This is a genomic window from Pantoea sp. PNA 14-12 (assembly GCF_004364735.1).
GTDB classification, from domain to species: domain Bacteria; phylum Pseudomonadota; class Gammaproteobacteria; order Enterobacterales; family Enterobacteriaceae; genus Pantoea; species Pantoea stewartii.
This window is the reverse complement of sequence record NZ_SOAJ01000002.1, coordinates 687,932-708,669: the sequence shown is the minus strand read 5'-3', so window position 1 is coordinate 708,669 and position 20,738 is coordinate 687,932. Positions and strand designations below refer to the sequence as shown.

Below are 20,738 nucleotides of genomic sequence, written 5' to 3'. Positions count from 1 at the left end.
ACCTTCTCCTTGTACGTTGTCATTGTCCGTAAAAGTGTGCCCGGTTGTCGGGCTGACCATCCGCTTTCCGCCCTGGGTACGTGGTATGTTCAGCAGGGCGAGCGGACCCTCAGTGTTATCAGAACGAAGCCGTTACGGAGGCGTACAGCGTTCGTCCGGGAACGTAATAGTTATTGCCGCTGGTGGTACTGGCTGAGGGTTGCGCGGACACCGGATTTTTATCGAAAAGGTTATCGACGCCCATGTTGAATTTCAGATGCCTGGTCGCCCGGTACTGCCCGGACAGGCCATAAATCATATAGGCCTGGCGGATACGTGCAGTTGCGGTATTGCCGCGTGCGGCCTGATCCGCGCGGTTATTCAGCCCCAGCATTTTTCCGTAGTATTTGGCGGTCATCGACAGACTGATCGCCTCGTTGACCTGCCAGTCCAGCGAGGACCAGGTGGCGAGTTTTGGCGTGGTCACCAACATGACGCCCAGCGTGTCTTCCGCTTTGATCATGCGCGTGAAAGTGTTATTCAGGGTCAGGCTTTTCAGCCAGGGGCCTTTCTCTTCCGTAATCAGAGGCACCGTCAGGCTGCCTTCCACGCCCTGCGTGCGTGCGGTATCCAGATTGACGCGCTTCAGCCAGTAGCTACCGGACGTATCGCCCGGGATATAGCCCACCGGCGCGGAAGCAATTTTGTCCTGAAAGCGGCTGTCAAAGAAGGTTAAGCCCACGCCCCATCCCGCATCATCGTACAGGGCGCTCACTTCCCAGTTCTGCGACAATTCAGGCTTCAGCGCGTCATTCCCCAGGGTATAACAGCTCCCGCCCTGGTAATCGGCATAGCCGTTACAGCCGGCACCGCGGGAGGTTTCGATAAAGCCTTTGTTGGCCTGACGAACACTGGGCGCCTTAAAGCCTTCGGAATAGCCGCCTTTCAACGTCAGAGCGTCCGTGGCTTGCCAGACAAGATAGGCGCGTGGCGTGGTCCGGTTGCCGTAATCGGTATTATCCCGGCGCAGGCCCAGCGTCAGGGCCAGATCGTCCCGCAGGTCAATCTGGTTTTCGATGAAGATGCCCGTGCTTTTCGCTTCGCCAGTATGTTTACCAAAGGTATCGGCCGCGTCGGCTGTCACGCCCAGCGAGCGCGGGTTATGCAGCTCTTCTTTTTTCCATTGCGCGCCCACGGTCAGGTTTTGGGGCAAACCGAGTTCGAAGGGCAGGTTGAGATCGCCTTCAATAATGGATTCTTTATTCCACAACGTGCTGTCCTCGCTGCCCGTCACCGCGCCGTTGGCGATAACCGGTACGTCCGACACCCAGTTTTTAAATTTATTCTGATAAGCGCTTAGCTTCGCCGTGCCAAATGCAAAAATGCCGCGGTAATCCAGCGCATAGTTTTCACGCTCAAGCTTACTGGCCCCGCGCAGATTAATTTCACTGCCGTTACTGGCGACGCCGGGAAGACCTTCTTCGGTTCCCTGCTGCGTAGAGATCGTCAGCCGATGCTGGCGGGTAATATCCCAGCCCAGTTCGGCACCGTAATTTTCATTCTTGCGTCCCTCCTGACCGCTTCCCCAGCGCAGTGCGCCGGTGTCGCTTTTATCCGCCTGGCGCTTATTCCACGAACCATTCAGACGCAGGTCAAATCCTTTCCCCAGTGGGCCGCCAACGCTACCTGTCCAGGTCTGGGTACTTCCCCGCTTATCGTCCTGCGGCTGGCGCGTGCCTGCGGTTAAGGTACCGTGCCAGACATCACTGTTTTTCTTCGTGATGATATTCACCACGCCGCCCATCGCATCCGAGCCATAGAGCGCGGACATCGGTCCCCGCACCACTTCGATACGTTCAATGGCATCAACGGGGATCCAGTTGATATCGTCGAAATAGTTTTGCTGCGTGCTTTTGATGCCGTTGCTGGAGCTCATGCGTTTGCCATCAACCAGCAACAGCGTATACGCCGCTGGCATACCGCGCAGTTGAATACCGGAGCCCACATCTGTTCCGATGGCTTTGGATACGCCCGCGACACGTTCCAGCACATCCGCAAGATCCGTGGCCGATTTACCAACGTCCTGTGCCAGTTGCTGTGCGGTAATCACGGAAATTGATGCCGGAGCATCTTTCAGACGCTGTTCGACAGCTGAAGCCGTCACCACCATCACCTCTTCATTGGGATCAGTGATCTCCGGCTCAGCAAACGCAGGTGAAGCTATGCCAAAAACGGGAATGAACAGACTGGTTTTGATACGACGGGCGAGAGGGGTTAACGACGTCATAACGGTTAATCCTTTAACGGTTGTTTGTCCTGAAGATATTTACGGGCTGATAAACAGCATAAGGTGATATATAAATGGGAATCAAATCAATAATCATTATCAGTTGGCGGTGAAATAAATGCGCAGGGTAATTGCGTGGGAATTTTAATGATTCAGGATCGGCGGGAATGATCTGGAAGCGGGAAAGAGTAGTTGCTTTTTATGTAAGACAGGCCTTTGATATATAAAGATTTAAGACGAAGAATTTCTTCTTTTGCTGATTGGATTTCTGAATAATTCCCTGCCTGTAAGTTTCTTTTTAATATTAGCTTTTTTTACGTTTGGGATGATATTTACGAAAGGTAAAAGATGTTCTTGTTAATTTATATAATTGTTAAGAGGTTGCGAAAAATGACTTGGATCAATAATAAGTCTGATTATGTGAAATATTTGATTCTGTTTTGTGAAATAAGCTGGCTTAGCATAATAGCGTTATTTAAATGAATAATGGTTTTCCCGTAATGCATTGAGGTCTACCATGACGCATGGGCCATTAAGTCAGTCAATATCGGATACCTGCAATAAATGACCATGCTTTTCTGGAACCGGTAAGTTTTGAATGCGGGTTTCAAAGGCACAGGAGGGAACAAAAAAGCCCGCAGGCTTGTGCGCTGGCGGAATCTGAATAAATCACCTATCTGCATGAAATTTAATATAAATATCCAATATAAAAATAATTGGTATACCTAAGCGTATACCAATTGCTTTTGTTAAAAGGTTTTTTATGGTGGGGAGGGCGATGGCTTTGCATCTATGGTCAGATACGCTTTTAGACCTGAAGAGCGTTTTACACCACGCGGATCGGAAAAGAATGGAACACGGAGCTTTGGGGTGTCGTTCACTTTAATTGTCCAGACAGACCCGCCAATGAAATTGAACTCAATGGTTTTGTGATTGACAGACAGCGCCTCGAAAGAGCCTGACGAATACTCATTACCAACCTGCAAACTTTCAACAATCCCCTGACTCAGGCTGATGAGAGTAACAGTAAGAAACTCCTCAAAGATCACATCATCAGTTGTGAAAAGAATATACCTGTCATTGTCGACTTTAACTGAGGCTTCGAGTACCTGTCCTTTTATAGTGATACCCGTCGGTTTGTTATCGATCACTACTTCAGAAACGGCCTGCTGAAAATCAGTCGCTTTACTTTTCTCAACAAGCTTTACCGAGAGAGTTTGTTCCATGACTATCCCCAAAAACGTCCCATTTCAAAGGCAGCAAGTGCACCACCAACAAATCCACCAATCAAAACACAAACGGGTGCTCCGGGGCCGCATACCAAACCTGCTAAAGCACCTCCCGCTGCACCACCTGCTATGCCTGCACCGTTAATCGCTATTTGTTTACCGGTTTCAGCAACCTTGTTTTCAGCGGTATAAATTTCATATACAGAGATGGCTAAAGAGAGGACGATAAGCCCTTTTCCTGCTCGTGAAAGCTGCAACATCTTCAGGTTAACGCTGGGGTTAGATTTACCCGCAGATTCCACGATGCTGGCATACACCTGGTTTTTTTGCACTTCAGAAAGGCTGGCAAAGTTTGTTTTAGGCCCAAAAAGTGAGGTCGCTTTCTTTGCGACTAACTCATTAAGCGTCTTACCTGATGACTTCATCCTTTCCGCCATTGCACGCCCAAGTGGCGTACTGCGAGTCCTTATCATTTCCATGATGAGATTTCGCGTTTCCTGAGCTTCTTTCGCAGCCTGTTCCCATGTCAGCAATCCAGCATTAACTCGGGATCGTAAATCGTCAGCCATCTCTTTGATACGCCTAGAATACTCAAGGCGCAAGCGGGGATCTATGGATAATCGAGCGGCAGCAGCAGTAACATCCCCCTGTAAAGCATTAATCGCTGCGTCAAACTGTTCACGATTTTTAGTATCCAGTGCATTCAAAAAAGAGGTGTCCATTTATTGCTCCTTTTTTAGGCATTTAAACTTTATCAAAACAGTTGCGCGGCCAGAAAGCGAGATCCTACAAAAAAAGATTTTATAAATAATCCTTCACACTGTTCACCTTTTTGTTTTATCCAATTATATCATGTGGTTAATAGGTGATGGATGGGTGAAGGGTGACGCATATCCTTCACCAAGGGTGAAAGATGGACATAATAAAACCGGCTTTCGCCGGTTGGGGCTTGTGCCTCGCTTGCGGCGTATGCCGTGGCAATGGACCTTAGTGCCAGTACCCGCCCATAACCGGACAGAGCGGCCGGCCCGTTAACGGATGGTGGCGACATAATTCCTCATTTTTCAATGACAACGCTGCGTGAAATCTGGCGGGATCCATACCCCTGCAAATCTCTCAGACTTCACACAGCGACGTCTGTTCTTGATAAATCCATTTTCGCCTGCCTGGTGGGCGCTGATTACCCAAAAAAACCCACTGAGTAGAGAAGTGTCATTTTCCCACTTATAGATATATACCATATATCGTAACAAGACGCCCCCGAGGGCGGGGCGGATGGGCCTGACAAAAGCACCGTTTCTATCTGGATAAGAGCGATGAGGTGGTGACTGGACACAGTATGTTTTGGTCCGTGCGGTAAATCATTCCCTAACGGTCTTTTTCCGGAGCCCGGTAAAGTAAGTGCATAGGAAAGAGGAGCTTAGTTATAACAGGCTGAAAATCAGCACAGAAAAAACTTTGATTTTATGCAATTTTAAATATTAAAACGTTAGTCCTGCATTAATTAAGAATTGCAGGGCACATGCATGATAATGACCCTTTTTACTCATAGAGCCGCGTCTGATGAGCGGAGATAGGGTTTTGGTCATCGTTCGCTATACATGTGGTCATGTTAAGCACGAATGTGTCAGTAAGTACCGTTTCCACAAGAGTCGTCGGGCATCAGAGAATACAACCTTAACGTGTGTTAGGCACCAGTGAACCGCAAAAGCGCATCAAAGTTTATGCCCAGGCATACCAGAAAGGCTGACCCTCTGCATGAACTGAGCAACTCCTACCAGTGTTTCCATTAAGCTGCAAGATGACGTAACAGATGGAGTATTCACTCAGCGTATGCCTGCTGTTTTAGAAAAAGCGTTTAAAGAACGTGAAAAGGGAAAAAACAATCAGCAAAATGCCGCCGGAAATATTGACGTACTTTTTAAGCGACTGCGGATTTGTGCCTTTTGCTGAGAATACCAAGGCATAGCTGACGAAGGACAGCCACACACACATCACCACCACGTGAAGGGAAGCTAGGATCAGGTAATTTCCTACGCCACCATGCCGGCCGGCAAATCCAGAAACTACTGTAAGATAAAAAATAATGGCTTTTGGATTCAGTAGGTTAGCTAATGCGGCATCAACTACTGAAATCGAAACGGTTCTGTCCTGAGCCCCGGCCGAATGCGTGTGGAGGCCACTACTAATAAGCATCAGGCCAAGCCAGAGCAAATAAGCCGTACCGGCTACTTCAAGAAAACGGTAAACGCCGGGTAATGAAATAAGGACGGCACTGATACCGAGCCCAATAAGCAATGCATGAATGTAAATTCCTAGGGCAGTACCGGTTAGCGTGCGCAGAAGACCACTGCGCCCACCTGCCAGCGCACTGCTCATGATCAGTGTGAAGCTCGCCCCGGGAGAAAGTGCGACCGGCAAGAGCACCGGTATAAAGCCTAAAATATCGATATCCATAGTGTCAGCTTTCACAAAAAACGAAGTTTAAAAGAGATACGTCATCATAATATTTCATTACGATTTTACGACCTAGGTAAAATTAAAACGGAAAAGCAAAATAAGCCAGCATCGGTATAAAAAGGGTGATACATGTCACTTTATGATTGTCTTTGGAGGCATAACTGGCAATTGTCCGAAACCCCCTCACGACTGACACATTAAGGAATGAGTTTTGACGCGAAATTGTAATTTATTAATTGTAATCGATTTCAAAGTAGAAAATCAGCGGTACACAGGATATGAGAATAAAATAATAAAAATTAATTACTAAAGAATAATTTCTCATTACACAATTCACAAGGGAATGTAACCCATAAAAATAACGCAATTGTAATAAACTGTTAATTTTTTCTCTGCCTTGAAATACAAACAAAGACACTATTTTGTTCCGAAAAAAAGCTATTTATGTATATATGTTTTGGGAGGGCGTCTCTTTTATGAAATAATTCATATACTTATTAGGCTTTCTTAACAAAATACTTATGCAAACAAATGGGAAGCATTAGCCAGGAACTTAAGAGAAATCTTAAATTGGAGCTTGAATTGCTCATCGTGACGCTCTCTTCAATATTTTTTTAAATTAAATCAATGGATTAACTATTGATCGATTATTGATCACATTAGTGTTGCTTTATAATTTCATTTAAATTAAGTTTTCATTACACCTAGATTGATAAGTGTTTTTAACATAATTAAGGTGTTTAAGAGGTGCTTAATCGCAAGGAGATACTCTCTCAAGGTCGAAAATAATATTTTTTTTCGGATGTTTTTATAAGCACATTTAAGCGTTTATGTTAAGCGGAGATATAACTTATGGCTGGTGATTCGGCTTTGCCAATCTTTAATTCATTCAGTTTTTCATTGCCTGTAAAAATTCATTTTGAAAGAGGAGGGCTGAAAAAGTTACCTGAGCACCTGTCCTCTGTAGGTAAAAAAAATGCTCTCCTGGTGATGAGCCAATCTACTGCTGAGCGTTCTCCCTTACTTAAGGAACTCCTTGCGGAAAAATCCGGAAAAATAAAATATTCTTCCTGGATTGTTCCCTCTGATTTCAAGGCCACCACGGCGTCACTGCGTGAAATCAAAAAACATCTCTGGAAGAATAACTACGATTCAATCATTTCAGTCGGAGGAGGTAATATAATTGATTTTACTAAAGCCGCCGCCATCAGTGCAGATGAAACCGTCGATTTAGATAATTTGTTCGCTAAAAGCTACGATGCCATTCAGAGTAAAATTTACCATATTGCTGTTCCTACCACTTTCGGTACGGGCTCCGAAGTGACCAAGGGGGCCATCATCCTTGATACGGAATCCCGAATCAAAGATGGCGTGCGTGGCGATTCAGTTTTCCCTGATGTCGCGCTGATCGACCCTGATCTAGGCATCACGATGCCGGATGAAGTGCTGAGAGAGACTCTTTTCGATAGTTTTACACACGTTTTTGAAGCGCTCCACTCAGTAAAATCCAATCCTGTTACCGAGTCACTCGCCGTTGAATCATTACAACGTATCAACGCCAATATTGAGCGCTATGCAGCAGGAAAACTGGATGATCATTTCTTTACTGAAGCAGCATACAGCGCCTTACTAGGTGGCATTTGCGTCTGCCACAACAGCACCTGTCTGCCTCACCGATTTGAACAGGCATTATCCCCTTTCTATTCGTTCTCACATGGGCGGGGCTTAGCCGCGATTTATCCTTCATGGGTAAAATCGCTGATGACTCACGGCAAAATTTCTCCTCTCCTGGCGCAGGTAAGCAACGGCCTGGCCCCATCAGAGTACTTGGCTTCTGTGCTGCGTAAAACAAATCTGGACGGTGCCGCACAACAGCTCGCATTCCTGAAGCTTCCCTGCAGCACCGTCAGGAAGAATGTATCGGGAAATACAGCCAACGACCCGCTCGTTAATGAAGCTGGCGACGACATTATCAATGTGCTCCTTAACGAAATAACCGGGGGATAATCATGTTTTATTCACTGATGTGTCACGGCAAAAAGCACCAGACGTATGAACCTGAGACCCTTACACCTGCCCCTGCGGATTTCACGCGTATAGAAATCTTCAAAGCAGCCATCTGTGGTTCGGATTTCATGGTGTTGAACCAGACGCACCCCTATAAAGAGTATCCGGCAATTTTGGGGCATGAATTTATTGGAAAAATTACTGATGAAGATTGCGCATATGACCTAAAGAAGGGGCAGTGGGTAACAGGACTGTCTTATGGCTCGTGTGGCGAATGCGACTATTGCAAACGTGGGATGGATAATCACTGCCTGAAAAAGGTGACCTACAACACTGCGGGCAGTAGTGGTGCGTTTACACGTACTATGACTGTTCACCACAGATCTCTTGCACCATTACCTTCGGGGAGAACTGCGGATGATTATGAGTTTGTTTTAGCCGAGCCGTTAAGCATTGTAGTTCACGCCCTTGATAACCTTGAAATTTCGCACGAAAACCAACTAACGGTTATTGGAGCCGGTGCGATGGGGCTTCTCAGTGCAATTTTTTGCCGCGAAGTAAAAAGCGTTGAAAAAGTGGAACTCGTTGACAAGGCAGCTGCACGGTGTGCGTTTGCGCACTCACTGGGTTTCAATGCCAGTAACACCATGTCAAACGTGAACCTCTCAAAGACGGATGTTCTGGTGATCGCCGGCGGTGAAACCCTCAATTTGAATGATTACATCGGATTACTCCGTCCCGGAACTCGGGTAGTACTCATTTCTTATTTTGATACTCCGGTGATGCTGGACATGAATTTGATAGTCAGAAAAGAGATAACACTTCAAGGTTCTTTTCTGAGTAACCCGCAAGATCTCCTCAAAGCAATAGCAATTATTGAGCAATCAAAAAAAAGAAATTCACGGCTTAAAGAAATAATAACCGATTTCATTACTTTCGGAGAACTACGTGACTTTATGCTGACCAAAAGCAGCAAGGGTAAAGTGCTGATCGATAAACTTGGAGTATTACCATGAAATTAACTGCTTATGTAATTGGAGCCACAGGATGGACGGGCGCTGAAATTATAAGGCTGCTAACAGTGCATCCTGAAGTTGGTGAAATATATCCAGTTTCGCGGGATGCAGATCTCTCGCTTGACACTGTTCATCCTAATCTGCAGGGGATCAATATGAAAACCTGGTCCATGAACTCTCTTCCTGATACCGCCCCGGACGTCGTGTTTATTTCGCTGCCGTCAGGCAAGGCTCATGAAGTAGCAACATATTTTGTAGAGTGTGGAGCGCGCATAATTGATTTGGGTGCTGATTTTCGCTTCAGTAAACCCGCATCCTTTGAAGAGATTTACGGTAAGCCACACAGAGCATCTGAACTACAGAATAAATTTCAGTATGGGTACCCGGAAGAGTTTCGCGAGAGGATTGCTGCGAGTCATTACGTTGCTAACCCCGGCTGTTACGTCAACGCAGCGCTTTGTGCACTCATCCCGCTTATTAAAAACAATGTTCTTAAAACGGATAATATTTTCATAAGCGCAGTGAACGGAACATCCGGAGCAGGGAGTAACGATAAAAAGGAGTTACTGCATTATAACATGACAAATAATATGCTTGCTTATTCACTGAACGGGCACCGTCATACACAGGAAATTGAACAGATCATTAAAAAAACAACGGGTAAAGATGCGGAAATTTCATTAATGACTTCTCACGGTAATTTTGCACGCGGCATTTTTATGCTTATCGCTGCAAAATTACAGGATGATATTCCATCAGACAGAAACCAGATACTTGAAGTTCTGAAAGATTATTATGCAGATTACCAGTTCGTATCAATTACCGGACAAGAAAAAGGTTCAGTCGGGATAGAGAAAGATTACGGTATCTATCCACAGCTATCCAAAATTATAGGCTCAAATGCCTGCCATATATCGGTAGACATTGTGCCTGAAAAAAGAGAGCTGAGAATTGTCAGTGTCATCGACAACCTTGTTAAGGGAGCTGCTGGTACGGCCATTCAAAACATGAATATCATGATGGGCTTTGACGAAGAAACGGGGCTGAGTCGCTATGGAATATAAAGATAAAGTACTTATTGTTGATCCTGTGCATAAACACCTTCTTTCATTTCTGGAAGAAAACTACGATGTAACAGTAAAACATCCTGTAACCCAAGAGACACTGAATTCATTAATCGATCAGTACGATATGCTGGTTCTGAGAAGTGGGGCAAAAGTAGATTCATTGCTGCTTGAAAAGGCGACCAGCCTGCACACGATAATCAGAGCAGGAACCGGAACGGACAATATTGATCTGGAAAAAGTACACGAAAATAAAATACGCTTTTACAATACACCCAGTACAAATGCCAGAGCAGTAGCGGAACTCAGTTTTGGCATGATGCATTGTCTGTACCGACACATTCTGCGAGCCGGAAATGAAATCCGGGATAATATCTGGGATAAAAAATCCTTTTTAGGCTATGAGCTCTCGCATAAAAAGCTGGGACTGGTTGGTTTCGGTAGTATTGGTAAGGAAATAGCCGATATCTCGGCTGGCTATCATATGAACGTACATTGCACCGTCTCTGATTACTCATCAGAGCGCGCGACAGCGTTGAGCAGCCAGAATATCACCCTGCACAGCGAATTAAGCAGCCTGCTGCAACACTGCGATATTGTAGTGGTCTGCTGCCCCTACAACCAGCATACCAGAAACCTGATTGATGCTAGAGAACTCTCTCTCCTCGGTAAGCATGCTGTGTTGATTAACGTAGCGAGGGGCGGAGTGGTCAATGAAACGGCTTTATACAACGCACTCAATGAAAATACTTTTCTGGGCGCAGCCAGTGATGTTTTTGAACATGAACGAAAACCCTCACCGCTTTTCACCTTAAATAATTTTATTGGCACACCACACATTGGCGCCATGTCCCATGAGTCACAGGGGAAAATTGCCGAGCTGATTATAGATTTTCTTCAGCAACAACCTGAAAGTAAAGCGAAAAATTTATCTCAAGGCCATGTATTGGCACATTGAATTCACTAACCAGTAACGAGAGAGGTAATATATGAGTATTCAGAAACGTCTTGCCCGAGGCGAATACACCCAGTTCATGGAAGCTCATAACGGGCTCAGCGCTAAAATTGTTGAACATGCCGGCTTTGAAGCTATTTGGGCATCAGGCCTTTCGATCAGTGCGGCTATGGGATTATCTGACAGGAACGAGGCTTCATGGTCTCAAGTCATCACTGCTCTGGAACAGATGGCGGATAATACCAACATACCCATTCTTGTGGATGGCGATTCTGGCTTTGGTAATTATCTGAATGTAATGCGTTTTGTAAAAAAACTCAAACAAATTAACATAAATGCTGTGTGCATTGAAGACAAAATGTTTCCTAAGGTTAATTCATTCATTGGTGAGAATCAGACACTCGCACCTGTAAGTGAGTTCTGTAATAAAATCAGAGCGGCGAAAGACACAGGCGGTGGTGATTTTACCGTAGTTGCACGTATTGAAGCGCTGATCTCCGGCCACCCTATGGAGGAAGCCCTGGATCGTGCAGAAGCCTATAAAGATGCGGGTGCAGATGCAATTCTGATCCATTCAAAAAAATCGGATGCCGGAGAAGTATTTACCTTTTCTGAACGGTGGGGCGGTAAACTGCCACTCTTTGCAGTACCGACGAAATACTATAACACTGAATACCAAGAGTTTGTTAAACATGGAATCAGTAACCTCATCTGGGCAAATCATCTCATCCGTAGTTCAGTCCGTAGCATGAAAGAAACGGCTGACAGAATTTACAAAGAAAAATCACTTATTAATGTTGAAAAAAATGTCTCATCCCTTGATGAGCTTTTTTCATTGACCACTGAGCGTTATATGAATGAATTAGAGGCCAAATATAATTCATAAAAAATAATCACTTCCTCTTTACCCTGCGTCAAGTATTAACGTTGTATCTCATTATTAATCAGCATAATGCTGAGAATAATATATATTGGAGAAAACAATGATCAAAATAGCTATCGTGGGCGGCGGCCCAAACGGAATGTATTTTTTAAATGGCCTACACAGTATTTTTAAAGAACTGGATGTACGTGATAATGTATCCGTCACAATGTATGATCGACATGGCTATTTCGGCTCAGGCTGGCCCCATTCTCCGGCTCAGGCTAAAACGAGTATGCTGAACAGGATCGTTGGTCAACTTTCTTTTGCTCCAGATAAAACCAACAACGCCAGCGATTCCTTTCCCAAAAGCACACGAATAACTTTCAGTGAATGGCTGGAAAAAAAATACAAAGCCACGCACAGTGAACGTTATAAGCTGAATGCTGATGATTTTCCTACCCGAGAACTTTATGGCGAGTCTCTGGTTGAGATCTGTGACGCACTGGTTAATGAAGTCAGACAGGCTGGTGTCAGCGTGTCGCTAATTAAAGATACGATTAAACAGATCACTAAAAATGAGGGTAAATATTATCTGACCGGTGATTTTTACCCTCAGCCAGCTGAGTTTGATATTGTGCTTCTCGCGACAGGACATCAGGAATCAATGGATAATTTTTATCTGGCCGGAACGCTCAAAAAATTCACAGAGTATTATAATTTTGCCTATCCGCTTTTTGACGTCCCTGACTGGCAGAAGAAAAGCATTGCCGTCATTGGCATGGGCCTGACTGCGATCGACACACTGCTTTACTACACGGAAAACAAAGGAGGCTCGTTCTTTCGCGATAAAGGACAACTACGCTATCGCGCAAGTGGAAATGAACCCAAGAAACTTTATGCACTCAGCCGGTCTGGCTATTTCACTTACAGCCGTCCCCACAATGCTAAAGAGGTCGATCTCGCAAAATATGAACATCAGGGATATTTTTTTACCCGTTCATTAATCGATCAGATGCGAGGGAACCTTGGCGCCCCGGCGCATCCGGACAGTTCGCCGGAAAATCATTCTCTGCAGCTTGATTTCGACGTGCACGTATTTCCTCTTCTGATGCTGGAGCTCCAGCTTTGCTATTACCGCATTCTTTTTGGTCCCGAGGTGCTGAGTATCATGATTGCTGAGAGCCGCCCTCTGGTTGAGCAGTTCATTGCCGGAAATCGGGCAATAAACTCCCAGAAGGAGAGTGCCCTTAACTGGTTGACGCAAGCTACTGAGAGGCTTGCCCGCGAAGCCATCTTCCTGATCCGCCGTTTTCTAAATGAAGGGACCACCTCATCTTTCCACGGGGTTCCGGTTGAAGCCATCGTGAAACGTTACGTTTATGTCATTAGCGCCAGGGAACCAGGAAAAGAGCCCGATCTGCAGCAATTTTCATTGTCCGCCCTATCAGGGCCAAGCCCCTGGGAACACAGGACAGAGCCTGAGGCTCACCTGTTTAACTGGGATATGGTTGTTAACCCTATCCGGAATATGGACTTTGCACCCGGTACCCCTTGGCGTGAACGGTTACTGGCGTTCATGCACTGGGATCGCCGCCAGTCAGAGCAGGGTAATCTAGACAATCCCTACAAGGGCGCCTGTGATGACGTCTTTCGCGATCTGCGGCAAACTGTAGTGTATGCAGTTGATTTTGGGGGGATTACACCGGCGACCTATAACAACATGCTCAAAGACTTCTATGCGGTACATAACCGTGCGGCTAACGGTAACTGCATAGCGCTGATGGAGAAAATGGAGGCGCTGATCGAAGCTGATGTCGTAGATGTCACCTATGCGCAGTCAAATATTCAGGTTCACGACGAACAGGTCTGGCTGCACAGCCTGAGCCAGGCCGGAGAGTATACCCGTGTAGATGCAATGATCGATGCCAAATTACATAACTTCAGTGTCAGAAAAGCCAAAAACAGCCTGTTCCGCGATCTCATTGACGCCGGTATCGCAAGTTACTGGGTACATAAGGATAGCCATGGGGTTGAGTGCGCAGCCTCGGGATTCAATATCACCCGGCACTTTCAGTTTATCAACCGTGATGGCAAGCGTGAGCGCTTTTTCTGCGTAGGTCAGCCTTCAGAAGGAATCATGTTCTTTCAGAATGGCTCGATACGTCCCAATGTCAATCATCATGTCGCTAATGACCTGCTTGCATGCATGACTGCAGTCAAAAATGAACTCATGGGCCTTCTGCATAGGCAAGAAGAAGATGCCACTGTGACCCACTGATGCGTTATGAACAGCAAAACTCAGGATTTTCCTGACAAACTTATTAAGGCGGTTAATATGTATATGTATCCCTTCACTGGCTATAAGCCTGATGTTCCCAGAGTGACTCATGGCAAAGGCATATGGCTCTTTGATGAAAACGGTAAAGATTATATAGACTCCACATCCGGCCCTATGACCGTCAATCTGGGACACTGTCATCCTGATATTATCGCAGCCATGGAACAGCAGCTTAAGCGACTCCATTTTGCGTATCGCTTTCATTTCCGCAGTCAGGAAGCAGAATTGCTGGCCAGCAGGCTGGTTGAACTGTCTGATGATAACAAAGGCTATGCGTTTTTTATGAACAGTGGTTCTGAGGCTTCGGAGGCAGCTTACCGAATTGCGCTTGATTACTTCCGCAGCCAAGGTAATGACAAAAAGACGCTTGCGTTAGGCCGAAGAATTTCCAATCACGGCAACACTATACAGTCTCTGACCTATGGCGATGATCGCGCCCGTAAGGTAAACCTGCTGAATAAGGTGATCGATCCTGCTATCAGCGATTTGCGTTTGCCCCCTTATTACGACCTGCATAAACCTGAGGGGGTTTCATCGGATGAATGGCTTGATACCTGTCTGAACGAAACATTTGAAATTATTGACGGCGTTGGCGCTGAGCATATTGCTTGCGTCTATGCAGAACCCGTTACCGCATCTTCAGGAGGGGTGCTTATCCCGCATCCTGACTATTTCCGTAAACTCAAAGCAGGCTTGGAAGCGCGGGATATTCTGCTGATTGCTGATGAAATTGTCACCGGACTTGGCCGCACGGGCGAATGGTTCAGCATGAAAACATGGGAAACGGAATCGGATATAACCGTTATCGGCAAAGGGCTTGGAGCAGGTTTTACCCCCATCTCAGGCGTCATGATTTCAAGACAGATAGGGGATGCGCTGGCCTCGCTGTCTCCCCCCCATTTCGTTGGGCATACCTATTCCGGAAACCCTTTATCGGCTGGCGTTGCACTTGCCGTGCTCGATACGCTGGAAAATAAAATCGGAATGGCGTCAGTCAGGTCTAAAGGGACATATTTTGGCCGTTTGCTGCAGGAGATGGTTGGCGGCGAAAAGGTGGTCGCTGAAATCCGGGGGCAGGGACTGCTCTGGGCAGTCGAGACAACGCTCAGCCGTCAGCGAGCAGACGAGTTTGTGAAAGCCGGTCATCAGGAGGGGATCAATCTTTATCCGTGCCGGTCATCCGGTAAGGATGGAGAAGCTCTGACCTTTTTGTTCACGCCGCCACTCATTATTTCTGAAAAAGAGATGGATGAACTGGTGGGGCGCTTCAGTCGTGTCATGAGTCGTCTGGTATGAGGAGAGCTCCGGTGATCCTGTATAGCGCCGGCATCAATATTTCCTCCGGGGTGCGAATGCACCCCAGAATTAATGAAGATGCTGAGTCGATCAAATCGCTCATGACTGCCCAACAGACCATACTGATATATAACCATCAGGGGGATTATTTCAAGAAAACAGCCGAACCCACCCCGTGGATTGCATCTCTTCTGAGCGAACATTTGCAGCAGCGCGTCCATTATTTCCCTGATTGCGTGGGCCGTAAGGCTCAGGACTTTATTGCCCGTCTGCCAGAAGGGGAGGTAGCGCTTATGGGTAATACGCGTCGTTATCCTGAGGAGCAACAGAACGATGCGACGTTTGCAGCGGAGCTGGCAAAGCCGGGAGATCGCCTGGTGATCGGCGGTTTTTCTAAATTGCACAGAAAAAATGCGTCGAACTGCGCTATCAAAGCGTTCATTCCGTGGTGTTTCTCAGAGGGGGTAAGGTCACAGCTTGAGGAGCTTGAGCAGATACATTCCGCTCTTTACAACCAAAGACCCACCATACTGGTGCTGGGTGGCAACAAAAAGGAGAAGCTGCAGTTTCTCTTTCATCATCCCCGGCTTCGTTATGTTAACCGGGTCATTGCTGGAGGCGCAGTTCTGAACAGTCTGCTCAAAGCACGTGGCATCAGAATCGGGCTGTCTGACTACTTCCCCATGCCTGAAAATGCATCGATTGATCTACCCATATACATACCAGAGGTTCTGATTGTTTGTGATGTTCAAGGCAGGATGGTGCGACGCCCCTTACTGCAGGTTCGTGATAGCGACAGGATTGTGGATTTTATCTTTAGCGAGGAGTTTCTGGCAGATGTAACAGGTCCTGATGACTTTTCATTCTTTGCAGCAGGTCCACTCAGTATACCCGGCAGTCAGTATGCCCATGCGGCATACAGGACACTGAAAAGAAAGAGGATACAGGGGCTTTTCATGGGAGGAGACACGCTGACTGAAACGGAGACATTCTCCTATACCTCATCCGGTGGAGGGGCAGTTCTGCACTTCTTTTCATCGGGCTATGAAAACATCAAATTTCAGGAATCGTATGGTAACTAATTCACTGTCAATTCTAAAACCTGTGATTGCCGTTCATAAACGCTGCGGTAAAGAGTTAGCAGGCACATTTTTTATTCGCCTGATCTATTTTATTGCATGGCCCTATATGGTTCTGGTCTTTCAGCAAGATTACGGACTCAATACGCTTGACACCGGCCTTCTGCTTTTCCTTGCAACACTTACGGCCTTCTTTTCTACACAATTAGCAGGGACGGCCATTGACCGCGGTCATCTTCATGTCGTATTCCCCGCGGCCAGCCTGGCAATGATGGCAGGTCTGTCTCTGCTGTTGGTACAGAGTCTTCCGGCAGCCGTCGCCGGCCTGAACCTTCTGGTTCTCTCTACGCGATGTCTGGAAACCGGCTTCAAAGTCAGCCTGAGTAATAGTGCGACACGTGAACTCGCCGAGAGTGCACACAATGCCAGGTATTACTATGTCAACGTGGGGGGGGCACTAGCACCTGCTCTGGTGGCCCTGCTGGGACTACAAGGACGGACTTATCTTCTGTACGGGTCTCTCGTACTGGCGCTGATGACGACGTTATATACTTTTTACTGCCGATCAGTGACAGGCCGAAACGTCAACAGCCCTACGATGTCAGCAAGCCTGAAACGTATTCTGGGCGACCGTTCATTCATGATGTTATGTGTGTTCAGCGTACTTTTTTATATGGTCATGGCCAGTAACGATACTGTTTTACTGATGCTTCTAAGCCAGCAGTTATCTCAGAAAACAGCACTGCACTATTATGCAACTGTGCAGGTAATCAACACGCTCATGGTACTAATTGCATATTTTCCGCTTAATCATGCCTTACGGCATCTTACGATGTCCTTCCGCATGAAAGCCGCTCTGGGCGTGATGATACTGAGCCAGCTGATGGTTTTCTTTAACCTGCTGCACAGCGAATTGAACGTTGCGGTTTTTGCTCTGATATTCACTTTGGGCGAACTGATAGCAATATCAACATCCAATTTTGCAATGGAATTACTTACGCCATCTGAATTCAAAGGAGGGTATTTTTCATTTTATAACATATATATGACCGGTATGGCCTTAGCGCCGCTACTGGGAGGCGCTTTTATTCATGCCGGCATGGGTGAGCACTGGTATCTGGTTACAGTCTCTGCACTGATAATCGCATTGTGGATTTTTAGCAGGATTCAGATCGATAACAAGGCAAATATTTAATAGAGTAAGGTGAGGTATTGTATGCGTTTTTTCAGTCTTCCGCAGGGACAGGACACTGCAATTCTGTTTAAAAATGAGAGCTTCTCACGCGATAGAGTGAGACACCTTACGCACTGTCTTGCTGATAAATTACTTAATCACTGGCCTGTAACACTCCACAGAGTGGGCATGCTCGTTGATCCTTCACCACATCAGCAGATAACAGTTCTGGCACTTCATCATGCTGGTATCACCTGCGTGCCTCTGGCTAAAAGTCTGCCTAAAACACGTATCGAAGAAATTACCCGAACCCTTAACTTAAACCTCATCATTACTGATTTACCAAACGATGATGTGCTAGGGATTAGCATTGAACAGCTTTTCGAAGATGTAAATGATTACGATGAAATGGTAATTCCTGCCAACATTAAGGCAGATGCGGAATGCCTGGTCCTCCACACATCGGGAAGTACGGGTGTACCGAAAGCTATTGCGCTTAGCTGGGATAATATTTCCAGCGTGGTGAATGCCTTTACTGAAACCCCAATGTTTGGCTCTTCATCAATAGCAAACCGCATATGCAGTTTTGACTTTTCGGTAATAGAAACGCTGCCTTATCTCTACCATGGCAGACTTCTGCACATCATTGACCAGTCAACCCGAGATTCTCCCCGTTTGCTGGCAGAAGCAATCCTTAATTCTCCAGCAGAAGTGGTAGCTATGACTCCTTCCTGGTTTTACGAAGTAGGGCGCCAGATGGTTACACTTCAGAATGCCAGACCTCAATATGTGCAAAAGAAGATTATTTTTGGCGGAGAAAAGATCAAGTATGCATCTCTTAAAGCATGGTGGGAGACGTTTGTCGGCAGGCACGGCTGCACGGTTTTTAACATTTACGGACCAACAGAGTGTAGCGTTTTTGTCACATGGCATCAGGTGACCGAAGCTGATACTCGATGCCCCGTGGCCAAAATTGGTGAGGCATTTGGCGATAATTCGCTTTGTATATTGGATGAGAATAACCAGAGAGTAACCATAGACGGGCAGCCAGGCCGACTGATAGTCGAGGGAAGATCCGTGGCGATAGGCTATCTGAACACGGCCTCGGATGATCGATTCACTGTTCAGGGAGCTAAACGATGCTATGACACAGGAGACATCGTCTACAGGGAAGGTCACTCATACTTTATAATTGGGCGGGACGATAATCAGGTAAAAGTAAGGGGCTTTCGCATCGATATCGATGAGATTACTCGGAACATTTCAGCAGTTGATCACATCCGAGATGTCCATGTATCGGTATTAAATAACGAGCGTACCGAACACATTGTGGCTTTCGTGACGTCCACTCAACCCGATATTGCCGAAAAAGTCTATGGGCACCTCACACGCCATTTGCCTGAATATGCTCTGCCTAATCACATCTGTCAGGTCGAACACCTCCCGTTAAACCCGAACGGAAAGACTGATGAGCATGCACTCCGTAAGCATTATGATCTGGCACTTGAAGAGAAAAACCTGCGTCTGCTTGCCAGACGCATCCGGTCTTACGCGTTTCCATCACACTACACACTGGGAGACCTGCACCTCACATCCCTGGAAATTGTTGAACTGATAATAGAGCTCGAAATGGCCTATGGCATCAGTTTGCCTACACCGGACAAAACACAGTTGCTGTATGACTTGGCTAAAGAGTGTGAAGCATTACCCCCAACGGCCGTTGCGCACTTTGCGGGTACCACTGTAATACCGACTTCCAGCCGTACACTACCTTCTCAGGGATACTACTGTGACAATTATTTCCGATACCAGATACGTCGGGATGCGGTGTCCGTGACGTTACAGTTTCCGGAGGGATATTCCGAAGAATTGCTGAGAAAAGGCATAAGGGACCTGCTCCACTGTGTTCCTTCACTGCATCTCAAAATTCGGGAGCAGAATGGTGATTTCTGGCAATATGATGCCCCCATCCATGATGAAGCAGAACACTATGAACTGGAGGATTCGACAACAAGTCTACTGTCGAAGGATTTTGACTTTGAAGCAGGCAATCTGTTCTATTTTCAGCTAAAAAGTGGAAGTGAGGGGCCTCAACTCACGCTGCATTTCGCGCACGTAATTGTGGATGGTTACGCATGTAGATGGCTCATAAATGCACTACTGACCATACTTGACGGACATACACCATCTCCGGTAACGCCTCTTCATGTATATGCCACCCATACATGGAATCAGCAGCCGGATGATAAAACGACAATAAATGAATTCTGGGCGCGGCAGTCTGTGCTTGAAAGGCCGACCAAGCTTTTCGGGATGATTCCGGCCACGGTATCTTCAGGATGTACAGAAGGAAGGATGAAATTACTTCTGTGCGATTATCTGCCTGCATCACGACTCAGCCAGTTGCTGACGAAAGCGAATGTTTCGCTACATGCTTTAGTCGCTTATGCAGTGTGGCGCGCGCATCAGGTACTTTGCAGGCTTGACAGGCTGGAATTTCACTCACCTTTAGGAAACCGCAATCGTGAGAATCATGACGTCATTGCAAATATGATTACGATTGTGCCATTCAGTATCAGTCTGCCAGTAGAAGACAGCCTCCTCTGTCAGTTAATTGCAATGGAAAAAGCCATCGCGGAACACATCCGTTTATGCAGGCTCAGCTGGGCTGAGACCGCTGAGCTTACAGGCCGCAGAAGGATCTCACTGATTGTGGCCGAAAGCCCTAAACTCTTCAGTGACAGAAAGCACGGTGTTCATGAAATTAATGTAGCAGGCCCAGTGATCGCAAAAAATGCTCTTTCATTTTTCTACTGTTCCTATCAGGACGGACTGCATATTGACATCAGATATAACTGCTCAGTTGCAGAAGACTCTGTAATTGCCACTATCAGTAAAACCCTGGACAGGGAACTGAAGGAAATAGCTTACAGCCTGATAGACCACTTTCAGTACCAGTAACAATCCCGTTAAGTCAGGAGATAAACTT

14 protein-coding genes are annotated in these 20,738 nt (G+C 46.4%); 10 read left to right on the top strand and 4 right to left on the bottom strand.

The features are described from left to right. Positions 1–118: 118 nt before the first annotated feature. The 4 genes from C7434_RS10850 to C7434_RS10835 form a co-directional block, all read right to left on the bottom strand. Positions 119–2,266 carry a TonB-dependent receptor gene (locus tag C7434_RS10850; RefSeq protein WP_133745459.1) on the bottom strand — a complete coding sequence of 716 codons (2,148 nt, stop codon included), beginning with the start codon at positions 2,264–2,266 and terminating at the stop codon, positions 119–121. Between the two features lie 761 nt (positions 2,267–3,027). Further along, on the bottom strand, positions 3,028–3,492 hold the full coding sequence (locus C7434_RS10845) for a hypothetical protein (RefSeq protein ID WP_133745458.1): 465 nt from the start codon (positions 3,490–3,492) through the stop codon (positions 3,028–3,030). A gap of 2 nt (positions 3,493–3,494) precedes the next feature. Further along, positions 3,495–4,217: a hypothetical protein gene (locus C7434_RS10840; protein ID WP_133745457.1), complete on the bottom strand. Its 723-nt coding sequence runs from the start codon at positions 4,215–4,217 to the stop codon at positions 3,495–3,497. 1,123 nt (positions 4,218–5,340) lie between these two features. Further along, positions 5,341–5,952, bottom strand: coding sequence for a LysE family translocator (locus C7434_RS10835; RefSeq protein ID WP_133745456.1), 612 nt, complete (start codon positions 5,950–5,952; stop codon positions 5,341–5,343). Positions 5,953–6,807: 855 nt separating this feature from the next. On the opposite strand from C7434_RS10835, the gene C7434_RS10830 reads away from it, so the two are divergent. The 10 genes from C7434_RS10830 to C7434_RS10785 all read left to right on the top strand — a co-directional run bounded on the left by C7434_RS10830 (position 6,808) and on the right by C7434_RS10785 (position 20,710). After that, positions 6,808–7,962 carry an iron-containing alcohol dehydrogenase gene (locus C7434_RS10830; RefSeq protein ID WP_133745455.1) on the top strand — a complete coding sequence of 385 codons (1,155 nt, stop codon included), beginning with the start codon at positions 6,808–6,810 and terminating at the stop codon, positions 7,960–7,962. Positions 7,963–7,964: 2 nt separating this feature from the next. Further along, on the top strand, positions 7,965–8,978 hold the full coding sequence (locus C7434_RS10825; protein WP_133745454.1) for an alcohol dehydrogenase catalytic domain-containing protein: 1,014 nt from the start codon (positions 7,965–7,967) through the stop codon (positions 8,976–8,978). Further along, positions 8,975–10,042 carry an N-acetyl-gamma-glutamyl-phosphate reductase gene (gene argC / locus C7434_RS10820; RefSeq protein WP_133745453.1) on the top strand — a complete coding sequence of 356 codons (1,068 nt, stop codon included), beginning with the start codon at positions 8,975–8,977 and terminating at the stop codon, positions 10,040–10,042. The genes C7434_RS10825 and argC overlap by 4 nt, the downstream gene beginning before the upstream one ends. Continuing rightward, the gene (locus C7434_RS10815; protein ID WP_133745452.1) at positions 10,032–11,000 is read left to right on the top strand and encodes an NAD(P)-dependent oxidoreductase; all 969 of its coding nucleotides are present in this window, start codon (positions 10,032–10,034) and stop codon (positions 10,998–11,000) included. Before argC ends, C7434_RS10815 begins: the two co-directional genes overlap by 11 nt. Before the next feature lie 31 nt (positions 11,001–11,031). After that, positions 11,032–11,883, top strand: coding sequence for a phosphoenolpyruvate mutase (gene aepX / locus C7434_RS10810; RefSeq protein WP_133745451.1), 852 nt, complete (start codon positions 11,032–11,034; stop codon positions 11,881–11,883). Between the two features lie 97 nt (positions 11,884–11,980). Next, entirely contained in the window at positions 11,981–14,140 is a 2,160-nt protein-coding gene (locus C7434_RS10805) for an FAD/NAD(P)-binding protein (RefSeq protein ID WP_133745450.1), read from the top strand. Between the two features lie 6 nt (positions 14,141–14,146). Continuing rightward, positions 14,147–15,496, top strand: a complete 1,350-nt coding sequence (locus C7434_RS10800; protein ID WP_133745449.1) for an aminotransferase class III-fold pyridoxal phosphate-dependent enzyme — start codon at positions 14,147–14,149, stop codon at positions 15,494–15,496. Positions 15,497–15,507: 11 nt separating this feature from the next. Further along, a complete protein-coding gene (pgk, locus tag C7434_RS10795; protein WP_164482483.1) occupies positions 15,508–16,578 on the top strand; it encodes a phosphoglycerate kinase in 1,071 nt (356 codons plus the stop codon). After that, entirely contained in the window at positions 16,568–17,770 is a 1,203-nt protein-coding gene (locus tag C7434_RS10790) for an MFS transporter (RefSeq protein WP_133745447.1), read from the top strand. The genes pgk and C7434_RS10790 overlap by 11 nt, the downstream gene beginning before the upstream one ends. Before the next feature lie 21 nt (positions 17,771–17,791). Then, positions 17,792–20,710: an AMP-binding protein gene (locus C7434_RS10785; RefSeq protein WP_133745446.1), complete on the top strand. Its 2,919-nt coding sequence runs from the start codon at positions 17,792–17,794 to the stop codon at positions 20,708–20,710. Positions 20,711–20,738 lie beyond the last annotated feature (28 nt).

What these genes read in the sequence shown, in the direction of transcription:
- argC (WP_133745453.1), top strand. Translation starts at nt 8,975, where the DNA reads ATGAAATTAACTGCTTATGTAATTGGAGCCACAGGATGGACGGGCGCT.
- C7434_RS10845 (WP_133745458.1), bottom strand. Translation starts at nt 3,492, where the DNA reads ATGGAACAAACTCTCTCGGTAAAGCTTGTTGAGAAAAGTAAAGCGACT.
- C7434_RS10805 (WP_133745450.1), top strand. Translation starts at nt 11,981, where the DNA reads ATGATCAAAATAGCTATCGTGGGCGGCGGCCCAAACGGAATGTATTTT.
- aepX (WP_133745451.1), top strand. Translation starts at nt 11,032, where the DNA reads ATGAGTATTCAGAAACGTCTTGCCCGAGGCGAATACACCCAGTTCATG.
- C7434_RS10830 (WP_133745455.1), top strand. Translation starts at nt 6,808, where the DNA reads ATGGCTGGTGATTCGGCTTTGCCAATCTTTAATTCATTCAGTTTTTCA.
- C7434_RS10800 (WP_133745449.1), top strand. Translation starts at nt 14,147, where the DNA reads ATGAACAGCAAAACTCAGGATTTTCCTGACAAACTTATTAAGGCGGTT.
- C7434_RS10825 (WP_133745454.1), top strand. Translation starts at nt 7,965, where the DNA reads ATGTTTTATTCACTGATGTGTCACGGCAAAAAGCACCAGACGTATGAA.
- C7434_RS10840 (WP_133745457.1), bottom strand. Translation starts at nt 4,217, where the DNA reads ATGGACACCTCTTTTTTGAATGCACTGGATACTAAAAATCGTGAACAG.
- C7434_RS10790 (WP_133745447.1), top strand. Translation starts at nt 16,568, where the DNA reads ATGGTAACTAATTCACTGTCAATTCTAAAACCTGTGATTGCCGTTCAT.
- C7434_RS10785 (WP_133745446.1), top strand. Translation starts at nt 17,792, where the DNA reads ATGCGTTTTTTCAGTCTTCCGCAGGGACAGGACACTGCAATTCTGTTT.
- C7434_RS10835 (WP_133745456.1), bottom strand. Translation starts at nt 5,952, where the DNA reads ATGGATATCGATATTTTAGGCTTTATACCGGTGCTCTTGCCGGTCGCA.
- C7434_RS10850 (WP_133745459.1), bottom strand. Translation starts at nt 2,266, where the DNA reads ATGACGTCGTTAACCCCTCTCGCCCGTCGTATCAAAACCAGTCTGTTC.
- C7434_RS10815 (WP_133745452.1), top strand. Translation starts at nt 10,032, where the DNA reads ATGGAATATAAAGATAAAGTACTTATTGTTGATCCTGTGCATAAACAC.